The organism is Methylorubrum aminovorans, from assembly GCF_022179725.1.
Taxonomy (GTDB): domain Bacteria; phylum Pseudomonadota; class Alphaproteobacteria; order Rhizobiales; family Beijerinckiaceae; genus Methylobacterium; species Methylobacterium aminovorans.
Map to the genome: position 1 here is coordinate 106,511 of NZ_BPRC01000005.1, position 24,758 is coordinate 131,268.

General features: G+C 67.0%; 16 protein-coding genes. 8 read left to right on the forward strand and 8 right to left on the reverse strand.

Features of this window, described 5'->3' with window-relative positions; translation table 11 throughout:
- Positions 1-170 precede the first annotated feature (170 nt).
- From pnp to MFF24_RS09645, 3 genes are all read left to right on the forward strand, one after another.
- Positions 171-2,408, forward strand: coding sequence for a polyribonucleotide nucleotidyltransferase (pnp, locus tag MFF24_RS09635; RefSeq protein ID WP_231344110.1), 2,238 nt, complete (start codon positions 171-173; stop codon positions 2,406-2,408).
- Positions 2,409-2,563: 155 nt separating this feature from the next.
- The gene (locus tag MFF24_RS09640) at positions 2,564-3,205 is read left to right on the forward strand and encodes a glutathione S-transferase family protein (protein ID WP_238224247.1); all 642 of its coding nucleotides are present in this window, start codon (positions 2,564-2,566) and stop codon (positions 3,203-3,205) included.
- A gap of 90 nt (positions 3,206-3,295) precedes the next feature.
- Positions 3,296-3,520, forward strand: a complete 225-nt coding sequence (locus MFF24_RS09645; protein WP_210279257.1) for a YgaP-like transmembrane domain — start codon at positions 3,296-3,298, stop codon at positions 3,518-3,520.
- A gap of 43 nt (positions 3,521-3,563) precedes the next feature.
- Here MFF24_RS09645 and MFF24_RS09650 read toward each other — a convergent pair whose 3' ends face one another.
- Complete coding sequence (locus tag MFF24_RS09650) at positions 3,564-4,067, reverse strand: winged helix-turn-helix transcriptional regulator (protein WP_238224250.1); 504 nt, start codon at positions 4,065-4,067, stop codon at positions 3,564-3,566.
- Between the two features lie 77 nt (positions 4,068-4,144).
- Between MFF24_RS09650 and MFF24_RS09655 the strand changes: the two genes are divergently transcribed.
- Positions 4,145-5,038 carry an SDR family oxidoreductase gene (locus MFF24_RS09655; RefSeq protein WP_238224252.1) on the forward strand — a complete coding sequence of 298 codons (894 nt, stop codon included), beginning with the start codon at positions 4,145-4,147 and terminating at the stop codon, positions 5,036-5,038.
- 99 nt (positions 5,039-5,137) lie between these two features.
- On the opposite strand, the gene MFF24_RS09660 is transcribed toward MFF24_RS09655, so the two are convergent.
- Positions 5,138-5,404, reverse strand: coding sequence for a GlsB/YeaQ/YmgE family stress response membrane protein (locus MFF24_RS09660; protein ID WP_108941752.1), 267 nt, complete (start codon positions 5,402-5,404; stop codon positions 5,138-5,140).
- A gap of 249 nt (positions 5,405-5,653) precedes the next feature.
- Between MFF24_RS09660 and MFF24_RS09665 the strand changes: the two genes are divergently transcribed.
- Both MFF24_RS09665 and MFF24_RS09670 read left to right on the forward strand, forming a co-directional pair.
- A complete protein-coding gene (locus MFF24_RS09665; RefSeq protein ID WP_238224254.1) occupies positions 5,654-6,013 on the forward strand; it encodes a RidA family protein in 360 nt (119 codons plus the stop codon).
- Positions 6,010-7,113, forward strand: a complete 1,104-nt coding sequence (locus MFF24_RS09670; protein ID WP_238224255.1) for a polyamine ABC transporter substrate-binding protein — start codon at positions 6,010-6,012, stop codon at positions 7,111-7,113. The genes MFF24_RS09665 and MFF24_RS09670 overlap by 4 nt, the downstream gene beginning before the upstream one ends.
- A 149-nt stretch (positions 7,114-7,262) precedes the next feature.
- Here the strand turns inward: MFF24_RS09670 and rpoC are convergent, their stop codons facing one another.
- The 4 genes from rpoC to rplJ form a co-directional block, all read right to left on the reverse strand.
- Positions 7,263-11,480, reverse strand: a complete 4,218-nt coding sequence (gene rpoC, locus MFF24_RS09675) for a DNA-directed RNA polymerase subunit beta' (RefSeq protein WP_108941749.1) — start codon at positions 11,478-11,480, stop codon at positions 7,263-7,265.
- Between the two features lie 175 nt (positions 11,481-11,655).
- Complete coding sequence (gene rpoB, locus MFF24_RS09680; RefSeq protein ID WP_108941748.1) at positions 11,656-15,786, reverse strand: DNA-directed RNA polymerase subunit beta; 4,131 nt, start codon at positions 15,784-15,786, stop codon at positions 11,656-11,658.
- Between the two features lie 264 nt (positions 15,787-16,050).
- On the reverse strand, positions 16,051-16,431 hold the full coding sequence (gene rplL, locus MFF24_RS09685) for a 50S ribosomal protein L7/L12 (protein ID WP_108941747.1): 381 nt from the start codon (positions 16,429-16,431) through the stop codon (positions 16,051-16,053).
- 57 nt (positions 16,432-16,488) lie between these two features.
- The gene (gene rplJ / locus MFF24_RS09690) at positions 16,489-17,007 is read right to left on the reverse strand and encodes a 50S ribosomal protein L10 (RefSeq protein WP_012456200.1); all 519 of its coding nucleotides are present in this window, start codon (positions 17,005-17,007) and stop codon (positions 16,489-16,491) included.
- A 683-nt stretch (positions 17,008-17,690) separates the two neighbouring features.
- Between rplJ and MFF24_RS09695 the strand changes: the two genes are divergently transcribed.
- Positions 17,691-17,840, forward strand: a complete 150-nt coding sequence (locus tag MFF24_RS09695) for a hypothetical protein (protein WP_162940617.1) — start codon at positions 17,691-17,693, stop codon at positions 17,838-17,840.
- 38 nt (positions 17,841-17,878) lie between these two features.
- Here the strand turns inward: MFF24_RS09695 and MFF24_RS09700 are convergent, their stop codons facing one another.
- Positions 17,879-19,429, reverse strand: coding sequence for a porin (locus MFF24_RS09700; protein ID WP_238224257.1), 1,551 nt, complete (start codon positions 19,427-19,429; stop codon positions 17,879-17,881).
- A gap of 663 nt (positions 19,430-20,092) precedes the next feature.
- On the opposite strand from MFF24_RS09700, the gene MFF24_RS09705 reads away from it, so the two are divergent.
- Entirely contained in the window at positions 20,093-21,736 is a 1,644-nt protein-coding gene (locus tag MFF24_RS09705; RefSeq protein ID WP_238224260.1) for a B12-binding domain-containing radical SAM protein, read from the forward strand.
- Positions 21,737-21,812: 76 nt separating this feature from the next.
- Here the strand turns inward: MFF24_RS09705 and MFF24_RS09710 are convergent, their stop codons facing one another.
- The gene (locus MFF24_RS09710; RefSeq protein WP_238224262.1) at positions 21,813-24,290 is read right to left on the reverse strand and encodes an EAL domain-containing protein; all 2,478 of its coding nucleotides are present in this window, start codon (positions 24,288-24,290) and stop codon (positions 21,813-21,815) included.
- Between the last annotated feature and the right edge of the window lie 468 nt (positions 24,291-24,758).

A 24,758-nucleotide genomic window follows, 5' to 3' on the forward strand; every position in this document is an offset into this window, starting at 1 on the left:
GTTTCACTATGGACTGTCCGGGCATGGGGCCCGGCCGGTCCAATCCGGGCGGCTTGAAGGCGCAGGGCGCCAGGGCAGGATCGCGAGACGCTTCTCCGACGAAGCGTCTCGCCGTCTTGCCTCTGGCGGCGCCGGGCTCAGCCCACCGCATGTTCGAAGGCAAGAGACATATGTTCGACGTACAACGTGAAGAGCTGATCTGGGGCGACCGCAAGCTGGTCCTCGAGACCGGCAAGACCGCCCGTCAGGCGGACGGCGCCGTGGTCGCCACCTACGGCGAGACCACCGTGCTGGCCACCGTGGTCGCGGCCAAGGAGCCCAAGGCCGGCATCGACTTCATGCCGCTGACCGTGAACTACCAGGAGCGCGCCTACGCCGCCGGCCGCATCCCCGGCGGCTACTTCAAGCGCGAGGGCCGTCCCTCCGAGAAGGAGACCCTGGTCTCCCGCCTGATCGACCGCCCGATCCGTCCGCTCTTCGTCGAGGGCTGGCGCAACGACACCCAGGTCGTCGTCACCGTCCTCTCCCACGACCTCGAGAACGATCCGGATATCGTCTCGATGGTGGCGGCGTCGGCCGCGCTCACGCTCTCCGGCGTGCCGTTCATGGGCCCGATCGGCGCCGCCCGCGTCGGCTACCTCAACGGCGGCTACAAGCTGAACCCGCTGGTGACCGAGATCGCCGAATCGACCCTGGACCTCGTCGTCGCCGGCACCCAGGACGCGGTGCTGATGGTGGAGTCGGAGGCCAAGGAGCTCTCCGAGGACGTGATGCTCGGGGCCGTGATGTTCGGCCACAAGCACTTCCAGCCGGTCATCGAGGCGATCATCCGCCTGGCCGAGAAGGCCGCCAAGGAGCCGCGCGACTTCTCCCCGCCCGAGAACGCCGACGTCGAGAAGGCCGTCCTCGACATCTGCGAGTCGGAGCTGCGCGACGCCTACAAGATCACGGTCAAGCAGGACCGCTACAAGGCTGTCGACGCCGTGAAGGCGAAGGTGGTCGCCGCCCTCTGCCCGGCCGAGGGCGAGCAGAAGTTCTCGCCTGAGAAGGTCAAGGCCGCCTTCAAGGAGGCCCAGTCGAAGGTGGTCCGCTGGAACATCCTCGACACGGGTTCCCGCATCGACGGCCGCGACGTGAAGACGGTGCGTCCGATCGTGTCGGAAGTCGGCGTGCTGCCGCGTGCCCACGGCTCATCGCTGTTCACCCGCGGCGAGACCCAGGCGCTGGTCGTGGCCACGCTCGGCACCGGCGAGGACGAGCAGTTCATCGACGCGCTGGAGGGGACCTACAAGGAGCGCTTCCTGCTCCACTACAACTTCCCTCCCTACTCCGTCGGTGAGACCGGCCGCATGGGTTCGCCCGGCCGCCGCGAGATCGGCCACGGCAAGCTCGCCTGGCGCGCGATCCGGCCCGTGCTGCCGCCGGCCCACGAGTTCCCGTACACGATCCGCGTGGTCTCCGAGATCACCGAGTCGAACGGCTCCTCCTCGATGGCCTCCGTCTGCGGCGGCTCGCTGTCGCTGATGGACGCGGGCGTGCCCCTGCGCCGTCCAGTGGCCGGCATCGCCATGGGCCTGATCCTGGAAGGCGAGCGCTTCGCGGTGCTCTCCGACATCCTCGGCGACGAGGACCATCTCGGCGACATGGACTTCAAGGTGGCCGGCACGGACGAGGGCATCACCTCGCTCCAGATGGACATCAAGATCGCCGGCATCACCGAGGAGATCATGCGCGTCGCCCTGGCTCAGGCCAAGGACGGCCGCGCCCACATCCTCGGCGAGATGGCCAACGCGCTGACCGCGGCCCGTCCCGAGCTCGGCGAGTACGCGCCGCGCATCGAGACGATGCAGATCCCCACCGACAAGATCCGCGACGTGATCGGCACCGGCGGCAAGATCATCCGCGAGATCGTCGAGAAGACCGGCGCCAAGATCAACATCGAGGATACCGGCGTCGTGAAGATCGCCTCCTCCGACGGCAAGGCGATCAAGGCGGCCTATAACTGGATCCGCTCCATCGTCGCCGAGCCCGAGGCCGGCACGATCTACGACGGCACGATCGTCAAGATCATGGAGTTCGGCGCCTTCGTGAACTTCTTCGGCGCCAAGGATGGCCTCGTGCACATCTCCGAGCTGGCCGCCCAGCGCGTCGCCAAGGTCGGCGACGTCGTGAAGGAGGGACAGAAGGTCAAGGTGAAGTTCCTCGGCGCCGACGAGCGCGGCAAGATCCGCCTCTCGATGAAGGTCGTCGATCAGGAGACCGGCGAGGACATCACCGAGAAGCTGAAGGCCGAGCGCGCGGAGCGCGGCGAGCCGGAGCGCGAGGAGCGCAGCGACCGGGGTGATCGTGGCGACCGCGGCCCCCGCCGCGACCGCGGCGAGCGTCGCCGGGAGTCGTCGGGCGAGTAAGCCCCCGGCATGAGACGACGAGGGCGGCCGAGAGGCCGCCCTTTTTTGTTTCGGCCGGTCGATCACCGCCCGGTTCCGAGACGAGGCGCCATCCCGTAGACCTCAGGAGCGATTCGCGTGCCTCGCGACCCGGGGCGGCTCCGGAGACTCAACCGATGACCGACGACCTCGTCCTCTACACTCACCCGATGTCTCGCGGCCGCATCACGCGCTGGATGATGGAGGAGATCGGCGCGCCCTACCGGACCGAGTTGCTCGGCTATGGCGGCGCGATGAAGGGCGAGGCCTACCGGGCGGTCAACCCGATGGGGAAGGTGCCGGCGCTGCGCCACGGCGCCACGACAGTCACCGAAGTCGCGGCGATCCTGGCCTATCTCGCCGACGCCTTCCCGCAAGCCGGGCTCGCGCCCGAGCCCGGCTCGGCGGCCCGCGGCCCCTATTACCGCTGGCTGTTCTTCTGCGCCGGACCGGTGGAGGCGGCAGTGACCAACAAGACGCTCGGCGTCGAGGTGCCGGACGATCCGCGCATGCGGGGCATGGTCGGCTACGGCAGCCTGGAGGCCGTGCTCGACACCCTGGAGGGTGCGGTTGCGGACACCGCCTTCGTCGCCGGCGACCGCTTCAGCGCCGCCGACCTATACCTCGCCGCCCATCTCGGCTGGGGCATGCAGTTCGGCACGATCCCGAAGCGGCCCGCCTTCGAAGCGTATGTCGGCCCCCACTTCGCCCGGCCCGCCGCAAAGCGGGCGCGGGATATCGACGATCGCCTGCTCGCACAGGCCGGAAGCGCCGCGTAGCCGCCTCTCCACGGAACGGCACCGCCCGCCCTGCGTTCGCCCCGCGACGCTGCACGGGCATCAAGAAGGAGTGCGTTGACCGTGAACGAGATGATCGAGGACATTTTCTCCGGCGAGCCGAACCTGAGCATGACCGAGCGGGCGGTCTCCGTCGCGCTCGGTCTCGGCATCGCCGCCGCCGCGGCCCAGCCCCGGCCGAACAAGCTCCTGAGCCTCGCCGCCCTGGTGGTCGGCGTCGGGCTGGCCGTGCGTGGCGCCACCGGCCACTGCGCCGTCAAGGCGGTCACTGCGGGCGGACGCGACCTGACCGGCTGACCTCCGCGTCTCGCGATTGAAGCTGCGCGTGGTCGTAACCCGATCAGGCGCGGCCTCGATCGGCCGAGATCTCGACCGAAGACCGGGGCGCGAACGCGTCCGGTGCCCCATCTCGAGCGGAGCCGGCCTCGAAGCGCCGCCGCGCCTCTTGAATGGCCGCATGGTTCTGCTCGGCCCAGCCGACGAGATGGGCGAGCGGATCGAGGAGCGCGCTTCCCAGCGGCGTCAGCCGGTACTCCACGCTCGGCGGCTTCGTCGGGAACACCGTCCGTGCGATGAGGCCGTCCCGTTCGAGGTCGCGAAACGTCTGCGTCAGCATCCGCTTGGAGATGTCGGGGATCATGCGGGCGACCGCGCTGAACCGGCACGGACCCGCGGCCAAGGCGATCAGGATCAGCATCGACCACTTGTCGCCGACCCGATCCAGCACATCGCGGACCGGGCATGCCGCGATCGCCGAAAGGCTGGACCGCCACTCGACAAACCTGCGAGCCAGTTCGGCTTGACCCGACCGGGGCGTGGTTTCCTCGCTGTCACCTTGTCCCAAGAAAGTGCCTCCTTCACGGTCTATACGGTCTCAATTAGGTACCTTGTACCGCAGGGGAACCAAGTGGGACCATCGTCATGACCACAGCAGAACCGCGTCTCTTCGTGACCGGTGCCACCGGCCATCTCGGCCGGCTGGTGATCGCAGCCTTGCTGAAGAGGGTGCCGGCCGGCACAATCGTGGCAGGCGTCCGCTCGCTGGAGAGCGATGGGGCCAAGGACCTGCGTGCCCGCGGCGTCACCCTCCGCATCGCCGACTACGCCCGTCCCGAGACATTGGCGGACGCCTTTCGCGGCATCGACCGCCTGCTGCTCATCTCGTCCAGCGAGATCGGCCGGCGCGTGGCCCAGCACCGGAACGTCATCGAAGCCGCCCGGCAGTCCGGTCTAAACCGGATCGCCTATACCAGCCTGCTGCGCGCCGATACCTCACCGCTCGCACTGGCGGACGAGCATCGCCGGACGGAAGACGCGCTCAAGGCTTCAGGTCTGTCCTTCACCGTGCTGCGCAACGGTTGGTACACAGAGAACTACGCGGCCTCGATCGCGCCGGCCCTGGCCCACGGGGCATTTCTGGGCAGCGCGGGCCAGGGCCGGATCGCCTCCGCCGCGCGGGCGGACTACGCCGAGGCTGCCGCCGTCGTGCTGACGACGGATGGCCAGGACGGGCGCCTCTACGAACTGGCGGGGGACGACGCCTACACCCTGGACGAGTTCGCGATGGCGGTGAGCGCGCTGTCCGGCAAGACGGTCATCTACCGGAACCTGACGGAGGCCGAGTTCAAGGCGGCCCTGGTCGGTGCCGGCCTGCCGGAGGACTTCGCGGCACTTCTCGCCGACTCGGATACGGCGGCAGCCAAGGGCGGACTCAACGATACGAGTCGTCAGCTGAGCGGGCTGATCGGCCGGCCGACGACGCCCTATCGGACGACGATCACCGAAACGATCACCGGGTTGGCGGCGCGGGGCTGACGCTCCCCAAGCGCCGGGGACCGCGAATTCCAGATCCGACAAAAAAAGAGGCGCCTCACGAGGGGCGCCTCTTTTCTCTCGATAGTCGGTCGTCGCGTATCAGAGCGAGCGGCTGCTGGTGCGGCCGGCGATGAAGCCGTAGATGGCGAGCACGACGCAGGCGCCGACGATCGAGCCGATGAAGCGGGCGCCCTCGTTGGGCCCGTACCAGCCGACCGCCTGACCGATGAAGGTCGCGACGAAAGCGCCGACGATGCCGAGGATCGTCGTCAGGATGAAGCCCGCGGGCTCCTTGTCACCGGGCATGATGAACTTGGCGATGACGCCGGCCACGAAGCCGATGATGATGGTCCAGAGAATTTCCATTTGGCTCCAACCCCGAAAAGCGTCTTCGACCTGAAGATCTGGCCGGAAGACTTGGCCGTATTCGTGGGACAAACGCGCGAAAGACGATGCCGGTTGCCTCGGGAAATGCCGGGCGTCCAAAAAATCCGGCCCCGCCGTGCCGGCTCTGTCTTCGGGGCCGGCCGCTCCGCCGAAAGCCCCTTTACGGAGAACCGTTCGCGGCGGCAGAAGGGTCCGCCTCTTTCACGAACCGAGACCGGCGATCCCATCATGACCATCGAACGCTACGAGACCGGCCCGCGCATGTCCCAGGCGGTCGCCCATGGCGACCTCGTGTACCTCGCCGGCCAAGTCGCCGCCGACGTGGTCGGCACCGGCGTCACCGCCCAGACGCAGCAGATCCTGGAGCAGATCGACCGGCTGCTGATGGCGGCGGGCAGCGACAAGTCCCGCGTCCTTTCGGCGACGATCTACCTCGCCGACATCGCCGGCTTCGCCGAGATGAACGCCGCCTGGGACGCCTGGGTCGACCGGGAGAACCCGCCCGCCCGCGCCACCGTCGAAGCCCGGCTCGTCGCGCCGGAATACCGGGTCGAGATCGCCGTCACCGCCGCGCGAGGCAAATCGTGATCCGGCGGCGTCTGCTCGGAGGGCTCGCCGCCCTCCCCCTTCTTCTGGCAGCCGCCGGCGGCGCGGGCGCCGAGGAGCGGGTCGTCAACATCTACAACTGGTCGGACTATATCGACCCGAAGGTGCTCGACGACTTCACGAAGGAGACGGGGATCAAGGTCGTCTACGACACCTACGACAACAACGAGATCCTCGAAACGAAGCTTCTCGCCGGCAAGTCCGGCTACGACGTCGTCGTGCCCTCGGGCCCGTACCTGCAACGCCTGATCAAGGCCGGAATCTTCCTGCCCCTCGACAAGGCGAAGATCCCGAACCTCAAACACGCGTGGCCGGAGATCTCGAACCGGCTCCAGGCCTACGATCCCGGCAACACCTACGCCGTCGATTACATGTGGGGCACCACCGGCATCGGCGTGAACGTGGCGGCCGTGCGTGAGCGACTCGGTGCGAACGCGCCGCTCAACAGCTGGAGCCTCGTGCTCAATCCGGGCTTCATGGCGAAGCTCAAGGATTGCGGCGTCATGCTCCTCGATTCCCCCGAGGATCTGATCCCCTCGATCCTGCCCTTCTACGGCTACAAGTCCGATTCGAAGCGCTGGGACGACATCACGGCCGTCACCGACGCGCTCTACAAGGTCCGCGGCTCGGTGCGGAAGTTCCACTCCTCGGAATACGTCAACGGGCTCGCCAACGGCGATGTCTGCCTCGCAGTCGGCTATTCCGGCGACGTGATGCAGGCAAAGAAGCGCGCCGAGGAATCGAAGAACGGCGTCGAGGTCGCCTACTTCATCCCGAAGGAGGGCGCGCTGATGTGGTTCGACGCCTTCGCGATCCCGAAGGACGCCGCCCACCCGGCCGAGGCCCACGCCTTCATCGACTACATGATGCGGCCCGAAGTGGCGGCGGCCAACACCAACTTCGTCGCCTACGCCAATGGCAACCTCGCCTCGCAGAAGTTCGTGCGGCCGGAGATCCGGAGCAATCCCGGCATCTACCCCGATGACGCGACCATGCAACGGCTCTCGGTCAACACTGCCTGGAACGACTCGACCCAGCGCTTCGTGACGCGCGCTTGGATGCGGGTGCGCACGGGGCGCTGACCACTCCCTCTCGCAGCTCCAGCCTGAGGATCCCAAAGGGGTGATCCCTTGGGCGGAGTGCCAAGCCTGCGCCCCGGCCGAACGAAAAAGGCCCCGGCTCTTACGAGCCGGGGCCTTTTTCATGTCGTGATCCCAGGTGGGGCTGCCGATTACTCGGCGGCGGCCGGGGGCAGCTCGCTGAGCTCGGCGGCGTTGGCCGCGTTCTCGGCGGAGCGCTGCTGCAGGATCAGGCTGTCGCGGCGGCGCGCGATGGAGCGGATATCCGCCGCGAGCGAGCCGGTGCCGGCCGGGATGAGCGAGCCGACGATGACGTTCTCCTTGAGCCCTTCCAGGGTGTCGACCTTGCCGTTGACCGCCGCTTCCGTGAGGACGCGGGTGGTCTCCTGGAACGAGGCCGCCGAGATGAACGATTTCGTCTGCAAGCTCGCCTTGGTGATGCCGAGCAGGACCGGAACGCCCTGGATCGGCTTCTTGCCCTCGGCGAGCAGCTTCTCGTTGAACTCGGCCAGCTCGGTCCGGTCGATCTGGTCGCCGGTCAGGATGTCGGAATCGCCGCCATCGGTGATCTCCACCTTCTGCAGCATCTGCCGGACGATGACCTCGATGTGCTTGTCGTTGATCGACACGCCCTGGAGCCGGTAGACCTCCTGGATCTCGTTGACGAGGTAGGCGGCCAGCTCCTCCACGCCCTTGATCGCCAGGATGTCGTGCGGCGCCGGGTTGCCGTCGACGATGTAGTCGCCGAGCTCCACCACGTCCCCGTCCTGCAAGTGGATGTGCTTGCCCTTCGGGATCAGGTACTCGACCGCATCGGAACCGTCATGCGGCGTCAGCGTCAGGCGCCGCTTGTTCTTGTAGTCGCGGCCGAAGGCGATGGAGCCCGACTTCTCGGCGATGATCGCCGCGTCCTTCGGACGACGCGCCTCGAACAGCTCCGCCACCCGCGGCAGACCGCCGGTGATGTCGCGGGTCTTGGCCGATTCCGCCGCCACGCGGGCCAGCACGTCGCCGGCCTTGATCTTCGCGCCCGGATCGAGGCCGATGATGGCATCGACGGGGAGGAAGTAGCGGGCATCCGAGCCGCGCGGCAGCTTCACCGGCTTGCCGTCCTGATCCAGGACGACCATCGCCGGCTTCAGGTCGGAGGTGCGGGACGAACCGCGCCAGTCGATGACGACGCGCTTGGCGATGCCGGTCGACTCGTCGGTGGTCTCGGTGATGGACTGGCCATCGTAGAGATCCTCGTAGCCGACGATGCCGTCCACCTCGGCGACGATCGGACGGGTGTAGGGATCCCACTCGGCGATCCGCTGCCCGCGCTTGATCGTGTCGCCCTCGTCCACGCGCACCTTGGCGCCGTATTGCAGGCGGTGGACCGCCCGCTCGGCCCCGTCCGGACCGATGATCACCACCGCGACCGAGCGACCGGTGGCGATGAGGTCGCCGTCCGAGTTCTTGGCCAGCGACCGGTTACGGATCGTGACCGTGCCCTCGAAGCTCGACTCGATGAAGGACGTGTCCGAGATCTGCGCCGCACCGCCGATGTGGAAGGTGCGCATGGTGAGCTGGGTGCCCGGCTCGCCGATCGACTGCGCCGCGATGACGCCGACGGCCTCGCCCATGTTGACGGGCGTGCCGCGGGCGAGGTCGCGCCCGTAGCAGGTGGCGCAGACGCCGCTCTTGGTCTGGCAGACCAGCACCGAGCGGATCTTCACCTCCTGGATGCCGGCGGCGTTGATCGCCGGCAGATGACGCTCCTCGATCGTCTCACCGCTCTTGATGATGACGCTGCCGTCCTGCGCCACCAGATCCTCGGCCGCGGCGCGGCCCAGGATGCGGATGGCGAGCGGGGCGACGACCTGGCCGGCATCGATGATGGCGCGCATCTTGATGCCGTTGGTGGTGCCGCAATCGACCTCGCGGATAACGGCATCCTGCGCCACGTCGACGAGGCGGCGGGTGAGATAGCCCGAGTTCGCGGTCTTCAGCGCCGTGTCCGCGAGGCCCTTGCGGGCGCCGTGGGTGGAGTTGAAGTACTCGAGAACGTCGAGACCTTCCTTGAAGTTCGAGATGATCGGCGTCTCGATGATCTCGCCCGAGGGCTTACTCATCAGGCCGCGCATGGCGGCGAGCTGGCGCATCTGCTCACGCGAGCCGCGAGCGCCGGAATTCGCCATCATGTAGACGGAGTTGAGCTGCTTATCGCGGCCGTTCTCGTCCTTCTGGACCGACGAGATCTGGGTCATCATCTCGTCCGCGAGGCGGGTCGAGCACTTGCCCCAGGCATCGACGACCTTGTTGTACTTCTCGCCCTGCGTGATCAGACCGTCCTGATACTGCTGCTCGAACTCCTTCACGAGCGCGCGGGTATCGTCGACGATCGACCACTTGTTCGACGGCACGACCATGTCGTCCTTGCCGAACGAGATGCCGGCCTTGAACGCGTGGCTGAAGCCGAGCGCCATGATGCGGTCGCAGAAGATCACCGACTCCTTCTGACCGCAATGGCGGTAGACGGTGTCGATCATCGCCGAGATTTCCTTCTTGGTCATCAGCTTGTTGACGACGTCGAAGGGCACCTTCGGGTGCAGCGGCAGCACGCCGGACAGGATCACGCGGCCAGGCGTCGTGTCGTAGATCCGGGACACGGGCTCACCGTCGGGGCCGAGGCCGCGCCAGCGCCACTTGATCTTCGAGTGCAGCGACACGGACTTGGCCGCGAGCGCGTGCTCGAGCTGACCGATATCGCCGAACACACCCTGCATCGGGTTGTTCTTGTCATCGGCCTTGTGCTCGCCGACCGCGCCGTCGGCCACGATCGAGAGGTAGTAGAGGCCGAGAACGATGTCCTGCGACGGCACGATGATCGGCTGACCGTTGGCCGGGTGCAGGATGTTGTTGGTCGACATCATCAGGACGCGCGCTTCCAGCTGAGCCTCGAGGCTCAGGGGGACGTGCACGGCCATCTGGTCGCCGTCGAAGTCGGCGTTGAACGCGGCGCAGACCAGCGGGTGAAGCTGGATCGCCTTGCCCTCGATCAGCTTTGGCTCGAAGGCCTGGATGCCGAGGCGGTGGAGCGTCGGCGCGCGGTTCAGCATCACCGGGTGTTCGCGGATCACCTCATCAAGGATGTCCCAAACCTCGGGCTTCTCCTTCTCGACGAGTTTTTTCGCCTGCTTGACGGTCGCAGAAAAGCCCTTGGCGTCCAAGCGCGCGTAGATGAACGGCTTGAACAGCTCCAGCGCCATCTTCTTCGGCAGGCCGCACTGGTGCAGCTTCAGCTCGGGGCCGACCACGATGACCGAGCGGCCCGAGTAGTCGACGCGCTTGCCGAGCAGGTTCTGGCGGAAGCGGCCCTGCTTGCCCTTCAGCATGTCGGCAAGCGACTTCAGCGGACGCTTGTTGGCACCCGTGATGACGCGGCCGCGGCGGCCGTTGTCGAACAGCGCATCGACCGCTTCCTGAAGCATGCGCTTCTCGTTGCGGATGATGATGTCCGGCGCGCGCAGCTCGATCAGCCGCTTGAGGCGGTTGTTGCGGTTGATGACGCGGCGATAGAGGTCGTTGAGATCCGACGTGGCGAAGCGGCCGCCGTCCAGCGGGACCAGCGGGCGCAGGTCCGGCGGGATGACGGGCACGACGGTCAGGATCATCCACTCGGGCTTGTTGCCCGACAGCTGGAACGCCTCGATGATCTTGAGGCGCTTCATCAGCTTCTTCGGCTTCAGCTCGGAGGTCGTCGTCGCGATCTCCTCCTTGAGCGAGGTCGCGATGCCCTCGAGGTCGAGTTCCTGCAGGATGCGCCGGATCGCCTCGGCGCCGATCATCGCCGTGAACGAATCCTCGCCGTACTCCTCCTGCGCGCGCAGGTACTCCTCCTCCGACAGAAGCTGACGCTCCTTCAGGGGGGTGAGGCCCGGCTCGATGACGACGTAGGACTCGAAGTACAGGATCCGCTCAAGGTCCTTGAGCGCCATGTCGAGCAGCAGGCCGATGCGGCTCGGCAGCGACTTCAGGAACCAGATATGGGCGACGGGGGCGGCCAGCTCGATATGGCCCATGCGGTCGCGACGGACGCGTGCGAGGGTGACCTCGACGCCGCACTTCTCGCAGATGACGCCCTTGTACTTCATACGCTTGTACTTGCCGCACAAGCACTCGTAATCCTTGATCGGCCCGAAGATGCGCGCGCAGAACAGACCGTCGCGCTCAGGCTTGAAGGTGCGGTAGTTGATCGTCTCGGGCTTCTTGATCTCACCGTAGGACCACGAGAGGATCTTCTCCGGCGACGAGATCGAGATCTTGATCTGGTCGAAGCTCTGCGGCTGGGCCTGCTGATTGAAAAGGTTCATGACCTCTTGGTTCATGATCCGCTCCTTGCTCGCCGGTTGCCCCGCGCCTGGGCCGTCCCGGCTTGATCCTCATGGCGCCGCGCTCGTCCGGAGCGCCGCTGGCCGTCGTCTGTCGGAAGGCCCCGCCCCTTCCCGCTCGACCGCGGCGGCGCCTCGTCAAAGGCGCCGCCGCGGGAGGTGAACCCGGTCGTTACTCGGCCGCGTCGGCCGGCGGCTCGATCTGGTCGTTGGCCGCCTGCTGCTGCTTGGAGTTGGTCAGCTCGACGTTGAGGCCGAGCGAACGCATCTCCTTGACGAGCACGTTGAAGGATTCGGGGATGCCGGCCTCGAACGTGTCGTCGCCGCGGACGATCGCCTCGTAGACCTTGGTGCGGCCGGCCACGTCGTCCGACTTCACCGTGAGCATCTCCTGCAGCGTGTAGGCCGCGCCGTAGGCCTCCAGCGCCCAGACCTCCATCTCACCGAAGCGCTGGCCGCCGAACTGCGCCTTGCCGCCCAGCGGCTGCTGGGTGACGAGCGAGTACGGACCGATCGAGCGCGCGTGGATCTTGTCGTCCACGAGGTGGTGCAGCTTCAGCATGTAGATGTAGCCCATGGTGACCTTGCGGTCGAAGGGCTCGCCGGTCCGCCCGTCGTAGAGCGTCGACTGCGCCGAGCGGTCGAGCCCGGCCATCTCCAGCATCGTCTCGATGTCGGCTTCCTTGGCGCCGTTGAACACCGGGGTGGCCATCGGCACGCCGCGGCGGACATTGTTGCCGGCCTCCGCCAGATCCTCGTCGGACAGACCTTCGAGTTCGGACGGGGAGTAGATCGCTTCCATCTCGGTCCGCAGCGGCGCGATGTCCTGATTCTTCAGGTAGGCATCGACCGCCTTGGCGACCTTGCGACCCAAGCCCGCAGCCGCCCAGCCCAGGTGGGTTTCCAGGATCTGACCGACATTCATGCGTGAGGGCACGCCGAGCGGGTTGAGCACGATGTCGGCATGCGTGCCGTCTTCGAGGAACGGCATGTCCTCGATCGGCACGATGCGCGACACGACACCCTTGTTGCCGTGGCGGCCGGCCATCTTGTCGCCGGGCTGGATCTTGCGCTTCACCGCCACGAAGACCTTGACCATCTTCATGACGCCGGGCGGGAGCTCGTCACCGCGCTGCAGCTTCTCGACCTTGTCGAGGAAGCGCTGCTCGAGGCGCTTCTTCGACTCGTCGTACTGCTTCTGCATCGCCTCGATCTCCGTCATCAGACGGTCGTCGACGACGGCGAACTGCCACCATTGCGAGCGGGGATACTCGCTGATGCCCTCGCGGGTCAGCGTCGTGTCCTTGCGGAAGCCCTTCGGGCCGGCGATCGGCGATTGGCCGATCAGCACCTCGGCGAGACGCGCATAGGTGTTGCGGTCGAGGATGGTCTGCTCGTCGTCGCGGTCCTTGGCGAGACGCTCGATCTCCTCGCGCTCGATCGCCTGCGCGCGCTCGTCCTTGTCGACGCCGTGGCGGTTGAACACCCGGACCTCGACGATCGTGCCGGTCACGCCCGGGGGAACCCGGAGCGAGGTGTCGCGCACGTCGGACGCCTTCTCGCCGAAGATGGCGCGGAGCAGCTTCTCCTCCGGCGTCATCGGGCTCTCGCCCTTCGGCGTGATCTTGCCGACGAGGATATCACCGGCGTGGACCTCGGCGCCGATATAGACGATGCCGGCCTCGTCGAGGTTCTTGAGCGCCTCTTCCGAGACGTTCGGGATGTCGCGGGTGATTTCCTCCGGACCCAGTTTGGTGTCGCGGGCCATCACCTCGAATTCCTCGATGTGGATCGAGGTGAACACGTCATCCTTCACGATCCGCTCGGAGAGCAGGATCGAGTCCTCGAAGTTGTAGCCGTTCCACGGCATGAACGCGACGAGCACGTTGCGGCCGAGCGCGAGCTCACCGAACTCGGTCGAAGGACCGTCGGCGATGATCTCGCCCTTCTTCACCGGCTCGCCGACGCGCACCAGCGGCTTCTGCGTGATGCAGGTCGACTGGTTCGAGCGCTGGAATTTCTGAAGGCGGTAGATGTCGACGCCGGGCTTAGTCGGGTCGGTCTCCTCCGTCGCACGGATGACGATACGGGTGGCGTCCACCTGATCGACGATGCCGGAGCGACGCGCCGCGATGGCGGCACCAGAGTCGCGGGCGACCACGGCCTCCATGCCCGTGCCGACGAAGGGCGCGTCGGCGCGAACCAGCGGCACCGCCTGGCGCTGCATGTTCGAGCCCATCAGCGCGCGGTTGGCGTCGTCGTTCTCGAGGAACGGGATCAGCGCCGCGGCGACCGAGACGAGCTGCTTGGGCGACACGTCCATGAGATCGACGCGGTCGGGGGCGACCACGATGACCTCACCCGCGCGGCGGCAGACCACGAGGTCGTCCGTCAGCTTGCGACCCTCGTCCATGCCGGCATTGGCCTGGGCGACGTAGTACTTCGCCTCCTCCATGGCGGAGAGGTAGGCGACCTCGTCGGTCACCACGCCGTCCTTCACCCGGCGGAACGGGGTCTCGATGAAGCCGTACTTGTTCACGCGGGCGAACGTCGCCAGCGAGTTGATGAGGCCGATATTCGGGCCTTCCGGCGTCTCGATCGGGCAGATGCGGCCATAGTGCGTCGGGTGCACGTCGCGCACCTCGAAGCCGGCGCGCTCGCGGGTCAGACCGCCCGGGCCGAGCGCCGAGAGGCGGCGCTTGTGCGTCACTTCCGAGAGCGGGTTAGTCTGGTCCATGAACTGCGAGAGCTGCGACGAGCCGAAGAACTCGCGCACGGCCGCGGCGGCCGGCTTCGCGTTGATGAGATCCTGCGGCATCACCGTGTCGATATCGACCGAGGACATGCGCTCCTTGATAGCGCGCTCCATCCGCAGGAGGCCCAGACGGTACTGGTTCTCCATCAGCTCGCCGACCGAGCGGACGCGGCGGTTGCCGAGGTGGTCGATGTCGTCGATCTCACCCTTGCCGTCGCGCAGGTCCACCAGCGCCTTGACCACCGCGAGCATGTCCTCGCGGCGCAGCGTGCGCACGGTGTCGGCGGCATCGAGGTCGAGGCGCATGTTCATCTTCACGCGGCCGACGGCGGAGAGGTCGTAGCGCTCGGCGTCGAAGAACAGCGAGTGGAACATCGCCTCCGCGGTGTCGAGCGTCGGCGGCTCGCCGGGACGCATGACGCGGTAGATGTCGAACAGCGCGCCCTCGCGGCCGGAATTCTTGTCCACGGCCAGGGTGTTGCGGATGTAGGGGCCGACATTGACGTGGTCGATGTCGAGCACCGGGATCTCGGTGACGCCGACATCGTCGAGCGCCTTTAAGAGCTTCTCGGAGATCTCGTCGCCGGCCTCGGCCCAGATCTCACCGGTCTTCGCGTTGACCAGATCCTCGGCGATGTACTGGCCGACGAGATCCTCGTCGGTTGCCTTGAGGAACTTGGTGCCCTTCTCGCCGATCAGGCGGGCGTTGCGGGCGTTGAGCTTCTTGCCGGCCTCCAGCACCACCTCGCCGGAATCGGCGTCGATGAGGTCGACGGACGCCTTGAAGCCCTTCAGACGCTCGGCGTCGAACGGCACGCGCCAGTCCGCCCCGTCGCGCTCGTAGGCGACGCGGTTGTAGAAGGTCGAGAGGATCTCTTCGCCGTCGAGGCCGAGCGCGAACAGCAGCGAGGTGACCGGCAGCTTGCGCTTGCGGTCGATGCGCACGTGCACGATGTCCTTGGCATCGAACTCGACGTCGAGCCAGGAGCCGCGATACGGGATGATGCGCGCGGCAAACAGCAGCTTGCCGGAGGAGTGGGTCTTGCCCTTGTCGTGGTCGAAGAACACGCCCGGCGAGCGGTGCATCTGCGAGACGATGACGCGCTCGGTGCCGTTGACGATGAAGGTGCCGTTATCCGTCATGAGCGGCATGTCGCCCATGTAGACATCCTGCTCCTTGATGTCCTTGACCGACTTGGCGCCGGTATCCGGGTCCACATCGAACACGATCAGGCGCAGCGTCACCTTGAGCGGGGCCGCGAAGGTGATGCCGCGCTGGCGGCACTCGTCGACGTCGTATTTCGGCTGCTCGAAGGTGTAGCGCACGAACTCGAGGAGTGCCGTCGAGGCGAAGTCGGAGATCGGGAAGACCGACTTGAAGACGCTCTGCAGGCCCTCGTCGGCGCGTCCGCCTTCCGGCTCGTCCACCATCAGGAACTGGTCGTAGGACGCCTTTTGAACCTCGATGAGGTTCGGCATCTCGGCGACTTCCCGGATCTTCCCGAAGAACTTGCGAATGCGCTTGCGACCGACCAGCGTATTGGCCATGAGACCTCGCTCCACCACCTCAGCGTAGGGTGCCCGGGGAAGGCGAAACACCTCCCGTCACCGGACCAAGAAGGGCCGCCCCGCCGGACGATCAGCCCACCCGAACCGAATTCGTCTTCTGTTCGCCGCGCATTCCCCCTCTCGGGGAACGACGGCCGCCCGAAGCGGCGTTAGCCCGCGAGCCGGAGCCCGCGGGCGTGAAGGCCGGCACACCCCCGAGGGGAGTGCACCGGATGCGATGGGCCGGATCGGCCCATCGACGGATTACTTGAGCTCGACCTTGGCGCCGGCCTTCTCGAGCTGGGCCTTGAGCTTCTCGGCCTCGTCCTTGGACGCGCCTTCCTTGACGGGCTTCGGGGCGCCCTCGACGAGGTCCTTGGCTTCCTTGAGGCCGAGGCCGGTGATCGCGCGGACCTCCTTGATGACCTCGATCTTCTTGTCGCCGGCCGAAGCCAGGACAACGGTGAACTCGGTCTGCTCCTCGGCAGCCGGGGCAGCGGCGCCACCGCCGGCGGCCGGGCCGGCAACGGCGACGGCAGCAGCGGCCGAGACGCCCCACTTCTCTTCGAGGAGCTTGGCGAGCTCGGCGGCCTCGAGAACGGTCAGCGAGGAGAGGTCGTCGACGATCTTGGCGAGATCAGCCATGTGAATGTCCTTTGCGTATATCGGTTTGAACGGATGGTTTCGCTAGGGGCGAACGGCTCAGGCCGCTTCGTCCTTCTTGGCATAGGCCCCGAACACGCGGGCGAGCTTGGCCGCCGGCGCGTTGACGACCTGGGCGACCTTGGTCGCGGGAGCCTGGATGAGGCCCACGAGCTTGGCGCGCAGTTCGTCGAGGGACGGGAGCGTGGCGAGTGCCTTCACGCCGTCCGGGTTCAGGGCAGTCGTTCCCATGGCGCCGCCGAGAATCACGAGCTTGTCGTTCGTCTTGGCGAAGTCCACCGCAACCTTGGCGGCCGCGACCGGATCGCTCGAATAGGCGAGCAGGGTCGGACCCTTCAGGAGGGGCTTGATGGAGGCGACGTCCGTGCCATCGAGAGCGATGCTGGCGAGCCGGTTCTTGGCGACCTTCACGGTGGCGCCGGCCTGCTTCATCTGCGAGCGCAGCTTCTGCATGTCGGCGACCGTGAGGCCCTTGTAGTGGGCCACGACGACGACGGCGTTCGTGGTGAACACGCCGTTGAGCGTCGAGACGAGATCAGCTTTAGCTGTCCGGTCCACTGTGCTCTCTCCGGTTGGCGGAACCTGAGGCAGGTCCGCCGGTTGCACTTGCCGCCCGGAACGGAACTCGGCTGAGAAGCCGGAACCGTCGCCCGGGCGACGTCTCACGGCCCTGTCCCCTTGAAGCGCCGTGAGGCCCCCGCGGGTGAGATTGGTTCAAACCGATGCCTCCCCCCGGTGCCTGCCGGCCCCGAAGCGAGGTGTGAAAAATTCGGTCTTCCCCGTCTGTGCAGGCTGTCGCCGATTAAGCCGGTCGCCCGGCGCCTGCAGTCTCGGACAGGACATGGCCGGAAATGGCGCTCGGAGCGGCTGCCCCAAGTCCTTTCCGGCCATCACCACCCGGTCGCCCGGGCGGCATCTCGAATGGAAACCGACCGATCGGCCGATCCCTTCCAATGGGTGAATTCGTGGAGCGCGGTCTATAGCGGCGTGCAAGCTCCCTGCCAAGTCCCGCGACGCGACTTTTCCGTCGCAGGCAAGGAGGAAGGCAAGGGGGAAGGTGAGAAGGCACCAGCCGAGCGACAGAAGACGGGAAGATCCGTCGCGGCCCGTCCTTAACCCGGCATTGACTCTGCGCCGACCCTGCCGGCTGCGGGGCACGGCCCGTGTGCGCCAGCGCATCCCGAACTGCGCCGCAGCGGCCTTACACCGCAGCGCACAAAAGGCAGGGAAAGTCTCGGGCAATGGCCTCGAAGGTGTTGTTGGCTCTGGTGGTGCTCGTCTTCGTCCTGGACGGCCACCTGCCCGGGATGCGCGAGTTGCGCAACCCGGATGCCGAGGGCGGCAAGGGCACGGGCCGTGCCTCGCTCCTTTCGAAGCGGTCCGAGGCCTGAACCCCGGACCGCCCTCCTCCTCGCGAGGTCGCTCGGGGTCAGTAGTTGATCTGAAGTTGCCCGCGGAACAGGTCGCCCTCGGCCCGTCCTAAGCGGCCGATATTGGCCTCGCGGCGCTTCATGCTGGCATAGGCAAGGGTCAGCTCGACCGACTTGATCGGCTGGAACTCGACGCCGAGTTCCAGCTCGTCGGTATCGAGGCGCGGCGCGTTCGTCGCGACCTTCCAACCGCCGTCATAGGTCTGCCAGCGGATGTAGGGCATGAACGGCCCCACGGGCGAGTGATCGACCCTCATCATCGCCTGGACGTAACCGCCCTGGAGCGGCTTGGTCAGGATCGTGCGGGCGACCGGATCGTATTCGGGACCGCGGCCCCAGTTCCACTCGGCCTGGAGGCCGAAGGGCTGCGGGTACAGGATCGCGTGCAAGCCGACACGCTCGTCGTCGTAGGTGTTGCCCAGGGCCGTCGAGGCGCCGAAAGTGGCCTCGGGCCGGAAGCGGTTGCGGTAGGCCGAGCCGCCGACCTCCAGCACCTGCCCGCGGAAGGCCTCGCCGAGGCCGTCGAGTTCGAACGGCCAAGTCACCATCATCGCCGTCATCAGATCGTTGTTGGCCTCGACCCGGTTGATGGTCTGGCCGTTGTAGATGCCGACGCCGAAGGCACCGTAATTGCCGAACAGCTTCTGGCCGCCCTTGGCCAGACGGTCCCAGATGCGCTGCACGTGCCAGGGCGTGTAGTAGAACGAGATGCCGATGTCGCGCTCGCCGGGCACGGCGCTGTTGATCGCGTCGGAGCGGTCGAGCGTCAGGCGGTTCTGCGACGATTGCAGGTTCTCCCAGCCGTAGGGCACCTTCTGCTGGCCGAAGCGCAGGCGGGTGCGGCGCTCGTCGTCGAGGAACACGTCGGCAAAGGCGTCGCGCAGTTGGGTGTAGTGCTGGCGCCCCTCGCTGCCGGCCTGGTTCGAGACGTTCACCGCGAAGTCGGGCTGCAGGTAGATGAACACCCGCTCGTGGATGTCGCCCTGCAGGACCAGACGGACCCGGCGGAAGGTGAAGTTGTTGCGGTCGGTGATGCCGCTGTCGTGGACGGAGCGCAGGCGCGCGCGGCCGGCCGGAGCGGTGTCGTCGCCGGACAGGAATTCGTTGCCGCGCAACTGCGTGTAGCCGCGCAGGGACAGGCGCTCGAACCAAGTCTTGGGCCGGCCTGCGTGGCGGGGATCGTCCGCGAGCAATTGCGGCGCGGGCGGCACCAGTGCGTCGTACCACGTGTCCGGCTCGTCGAGGGCGAAGCGGTGCGGCACCGGGCCGGACGCGGCCGGCTGCGCCACCGCGGATTCGATCGGGCGACCGGCGGCCGGGACGGTGCCGGCATCGGTGGTGCGGGCAGTGGCCGGCCGCAGGGCGACCGGGGCCGCACGCCGGGGCGCCGTTCCCGCCACCCTCGCCTGCCCCTCCGCCTGCGCCCTGATCATCGCCTTGAGCTCATTGATCTGGCGCTGCAGTTCCGCGACCGTCTGAGCCTGGGCCCGAACGGAGGGGAGCACCAGGGCGCCCGAGAGGAGCAGTGCAGTCAGAAGACGTTGTTTCATCACTTGAATTCCCCACGCGCCCCAGGCCGGCGCGATGACGCTCGCCGTGTTGTGCTGGGACGTTCGCAGCCACAGGCCGCAGATCCTCGGGAGCAGGATGACGTCGGGTAGCCGTCGGAACGGTTCTTGACCGGATGCCGGCCGGAGGCACGGCGGCCGGCGAACTTGTTAGATGGCTCAGTGGTTTAGCGACCCGATGCGCCTCGCTTCCGCAATGCGGCGATAGCATCGGTCCCAAGTAATTGGAAGCAAATCACGGGAATATCTGAGAGTTATATCAATTCATTATTGTATTAACGAGCAAGGCCATAGCTTAATCCGAGAAATCTTGAAGTTTATTCCGTCATAAAACTGACGCCCTAAAATGCTTTCTTGATCGCTTTGATCAAGACTCATCCTTGGTGGTCAAAGACACGATTGGCCCGGTCCAGGTCCGGAAAACCCGATTTCCACACAGCCGCACCCCGGCCCGGGGCCTCCGGACGGCGCTGCGTCCCATGCATCCGCCGCATGCCGCCACCGCCAAGGCGCGCTCGATCGCCCGGTGTGTCCGCACGGCCGCATCGACTGGGCGGAGCCGCCGGATTTGCCGAAGCACGATGTCACGTCAAAGAGAGGAGCAGGGGGGACGCCAAAGCGCGGCGCTGTGCTAGATTGGGAGCCATGCGATGCCCCCTCCCCATCTCGTCCCGCCGGCGCATCCTGTGCGTCTTCCCCGCCTACACGCCGTCCTTCGGCACGTTCTCCCATGCCTACCCACTGATGGGCGGGGTGAAGGCGTTCATGCCGCCCCAGGGTCTCCTGGTGATCGCGGCCTACATGCCCGAGACCTGGGAGTGCCGGTTCATCGATGAGAACATCCGGCCAGCCTCGCCCCAGGATTTCGCCTGGGCCGACGCGGTGTTCGTGTCGGGCATGCACATCCAGGAAGGCCAGATCCACGACATCGGCCGGCGGGCGCACGAGGCCGGCAAGGTCGCGGTGCTCGGCGGCCCCTCGGTCTCGGGCGCGCCGGAGAAGTACCCGGATTTCGACTATCTCCATGTCGGCGAGATCGGCGACGCCACCGACCGGCTGATCGAGATCCTCGACCGCGACCTGTCGCGGCCGGCGGCGCAGGTCGTGCTCGACACCAAGGACCGGCTGGCGCTGGCCGACTTCCCGGCGCCGGCCTACGAGGCGGTACCGCTCAAGCGCTACCTGATCGGCTCGCTGCAATTCTCGTCGGGCTGCCCCTATCGCTGCGAGTTCTGCGACATCCCGCAGCTCTATGGCCGCCAGCCTCGGCTGAAGAGCCCGGAGCAGATGTGCGCCGAGCTCGACGCGATCATCAGCCAGCCGGGCCACCCGGCGGTGGTCTACTTCGTCGATGACAACTTCATCGCCAACCGCAAGGCGACCCGCGAGATGCTGCCGCATCTCGTCGCGTGGCAGAAGAAGAACGACTACCCGCTCCAGTTCGCCTGCGAGGCGACGCTGAACATGGCCAAGCAGCCCGAGATCCTCGAGCTGATGCGGCAGGCCAACTTCATGACGGTGTTCGTCGGCATCGAGACGCCGGAGGCCGACGCGCTCAAGGGCATCGACAAAACCCACAACGCCGCCGTACCGATGTACGAGGCGATCGAGACGCTCAATTCCTACGGCCTCGAAGTGACCTCGGGCATCATCCTCGGCCTCGATTCCGATACCGACAAGTCCGAGCAGAACCTGATCGACTTCATCGACCGCTCCGCCATCCCGGTGCTGACGATCAACCTGCTCCAGGCGCTGCCCAAGACGCCGCTCTGGGACCGGCTGGAGCGCGAGGGCCGGCTGCTGCACGACGCCAGCCTCGAATCGAACGTGCTGTTCAAGCGCCCCCACGACACGGTGGTGAATTCCTGGCGCCGGGCCATCGCCCATGCCTACGCCCCCGAGCACCTGTTCGAGCGCTTCAAGCACCAGTGCGACGTGACCTACGGCAACCGCATCGTCACGCCGACGAAGGGCAAGCTGACGAAGACCAACCTGCGCCGCGGCCTGATCCTCGGCTTCAACATCATCACCCGTGTCGGCCTCTTCTCCGACTACCGCCGGCCGTTCTGGCGGGCGGCGGGCCACGCGCTGAAGCGCGGGCAGATCGAGGCGGTGTTCAACATGGGCTTCGTCGCCCACCACCTGATCCGCTTCACCCGCGAGGCGCTGCGGGGCGAGCACAACGCGTCGTTCTACGCCGCCAAGGCGGCCGAGGCCGAGGCGCAGCGCCAGCGCAGTTGGTGGGAGAACGCCCGCCGCCGCATCGCCCCGGAGCGCGAGGCGGCCTGATTCTTCAAGTTCCGGCCGAGCCGAATGAGCCGAGAGGGGCGGGCCGATCTCGGCCCCTCTCGGGCGAAGCGCTTCGTCAGGCGCAGGCCTTGGCCGGCGGCTCGGTGAACGCCGGCTCGGCGAACAGGGAGCGCAGCCGCGCCCGCTCGAGATCCGGGGCGCCGGCGATCGGGGCCGTCATGGGCGCCGTCATCGGCATCGGCCGGGCGAACAGGTAGCCCTGCATCTGGTCGCAGCCGAGTTCGCGCAGCACGGCGAGCTGCTCCTGCGTCTCCACTCCCTCGACCGTGACCTGAAGGCCGAGATTGTGCCCGAGATGGGTGATCGCGCGCACGATCGTCAGGGAGTCCGCGTGCTGCCCGAGACGGCGCACGAAGGACTGGTCGACCTTGATCTTGTCGAACTTGAACCGCTGCAGGTAGCTCAGGGACGAGTAGCCCGTTCCGAAATCATCGAGGGCGAGGCGCACGCCGAGGGTGCGCAAGGCGGTCAGCACCTCCACCGCCATCGCCGCGTCCTGGATGAACACCCCCTCGGTGATCTCCAGCACCAGCCGTCCCGGCGGGAGTCCGTGGCGGCCGAGCACCGCCGCCACGCCGGCAGCGAAGCCCGGCTGGCGGAACTGCTTGGGCGAGACGTTGACCGAGACCCGCCAGGGATGCGCCCATGCGACCGCCGTGGCGCAGGCGGTATCGAGCACCCAGGCGCCGATCCGCCCGATCTGGTCGGTCTGCTCGGCGAGCGGGATGAACTCGACCGGGGGCACGCAGCCGCGCTCCGGATGGTGCCAGCGGATCAGCGCCTCGAAGGTCTCGATCTCGCCGGTGCGGCCGTTGACGATCGGCTGGTAGTACAGCTGCAGCTCGCCGCGCGGGATCGCGCCGCTGAGCTCGTGCTCGATCCGGCGGCGCGCCTGGAGCTGCTCGTCCATCGCCGCCTCGAAGAAGCGCACCGTGCCGCGCCCCTCGTCCTTGACCCGGTAGAGGGCGGTGTCGGCGGCGCGCTTCAGGCTGTCAGCCGTGCTGCCGTCGCTGGGATAGAGGGCGATGCCCGCCGAGGCGCCGATCTCGACGCGCAGGGCTTCGCTCCGGTTCTCGCCCTCGATCTGGAACGGCCGGCCGAGCGCCGCGACCAGCCGCTCTGCCGTCTCGGCGACCTGCGCGAGGGTGCGGGTATGGGCCAGGACGATCACGAATTCGTCGCCGCCGATCCGGGCGAGCGTGTCGGTCGGGCGCAGCTCGGCCAGCATCCGCTTGGCTGCCTGCACGAGCAGGGCGTCGCCCGCGGAGTGGCCGTGGAAGTCGTTGACGGGCTTGAAGCGGTCGAGGTCGAGATAGACCAGCGCCACGCTCGTCCCGTTCTCGGCCGCATTCTCCAGGGCCAGCCCGAGACGCTCCTCCAGAAGGGTGCGGTTGGGCAGGTCGGTCAGGGCGTCGTGCAGGGCGAGGTGGCGGATGCGCGCCTCGTCGCGGCGGCGCTGGCTGAGATCGCGCAGGGCCACCGCGGTGGCCGGCCGGCCGAGATACTCGATCGGGCGGCAGGAGAGTTCCACCGGCACCAGGGTGCCGCTCGCCGTGCGGATCTCGAACTCCTCCGGGCGCAGATCCTCCGGGCGGCAGCGGCTGCGCCGCATCACCGCCGGTGCGTCGGCTTCGCTGAACAGGTCCAGCACCGGGCGGCCGACGATCTCCCCCGTGGTGGTCTCGAACAGGCGCAGGCCCGCCTGATTGATCTCCACCACCCGGCCGCTGCGGTGGATGAACAGACCCTCGTGGGCGAGGTTGCCGAGCAGGCGCATGCGGCTCAGCTCGTCCATGCGGCGGCGCATGAGATGGCGCTGCATCAGCAGCGCGGCGAGACCGGCGGCGAGGACGATGAGGCTCACGAGCCCCACCACGAGGCCGAGCTGCGTCGAGCCCAGCACGGAACCGCCCTCCTCCTGCGGGGCGATGGGTGCGACAGTGAGCGCCGTCATGCCGGTGAAGTGCAGGCCGCAGATCGCCAGCGCCAGCCAGACCGTCACCTCGATCCGGCGGCCGGGGCCGCTGAGGTCGCCGGCCCGGGCGAGGGCGACCATCGCCAGGGTGGCGCAGAGGCCGAGCGAGCCGAAGACATAGGCCCCCTCGAACACGAGCAGGTTGCTCGCCGCCATCGCGCTCACACCCGCGTAGTGCATTCCCGCAATCGCCGCCGCCAGCGCCAAGCCGGCCGCGGCCAGCCCGAGCGGGTCGTGACGTGTGCGAGCCCAGATCAGGAGGGCGACAAAGGCTCCGGCCACCGCGATCGCGATCGAGACCGCCGTGGGCAGGAGATCGTAGGCCGCCTGCTCGCCGGGCAGGAAGGCGAGCATCGCGACGAAGTGGAGCGACCAGACGCTGCAGCCGAACACCGCCGCCGCCGCGGCCAGCCAGGGGAAGAGGAGCCTGCGCTCGGCCTGCACGGCCTCGGCCATCAGGATCACGGTCGAGAAGCAGCCGAGCATGCAGATGCCCGCCGAGATCGCGACAAGGCCGAGATCGTGCTGTTGCACGACGCAGGCGACGATTTTGAGCATGATGAATGGAGAGCCCGACGACCTACAGCGGGCTTAGGCTTCGTCTCTTAAGGCGCCGTTGCTGCGCTTCTTCTTAATCTTCTCATTCACTTGATCGTTAATACCTCAAACAAACCTAAGTTATGTTTTGCGGTTGTTCTGATCTTTTGTATTCTTGAACACAATTTCTGCGCTACAACATGCCCAGAAAGTCAATTTCGGGGCGACTTCTGAAATCGCCAGGCCCTGAGCGCAGTTCGACGAAGTGGTTAGCGGTTCATTTCAAGGATGCGCGCCAAAATGCCGGCCAAGGGACGCCAGCCTGATGCCATCAGGCCGGATACGCCTCAGCGTGCCTCACAAAACTCCCGGTCTCCGACCGTTGTCACTCTGGCCATGACGGCGCGGCGGGAGTTTCGTGAGAGACTTAGCGCGAACACCCGGCAGGTCGCCCGCCGGACCTTGACGGTGCAGCCATCCCTGTCTATC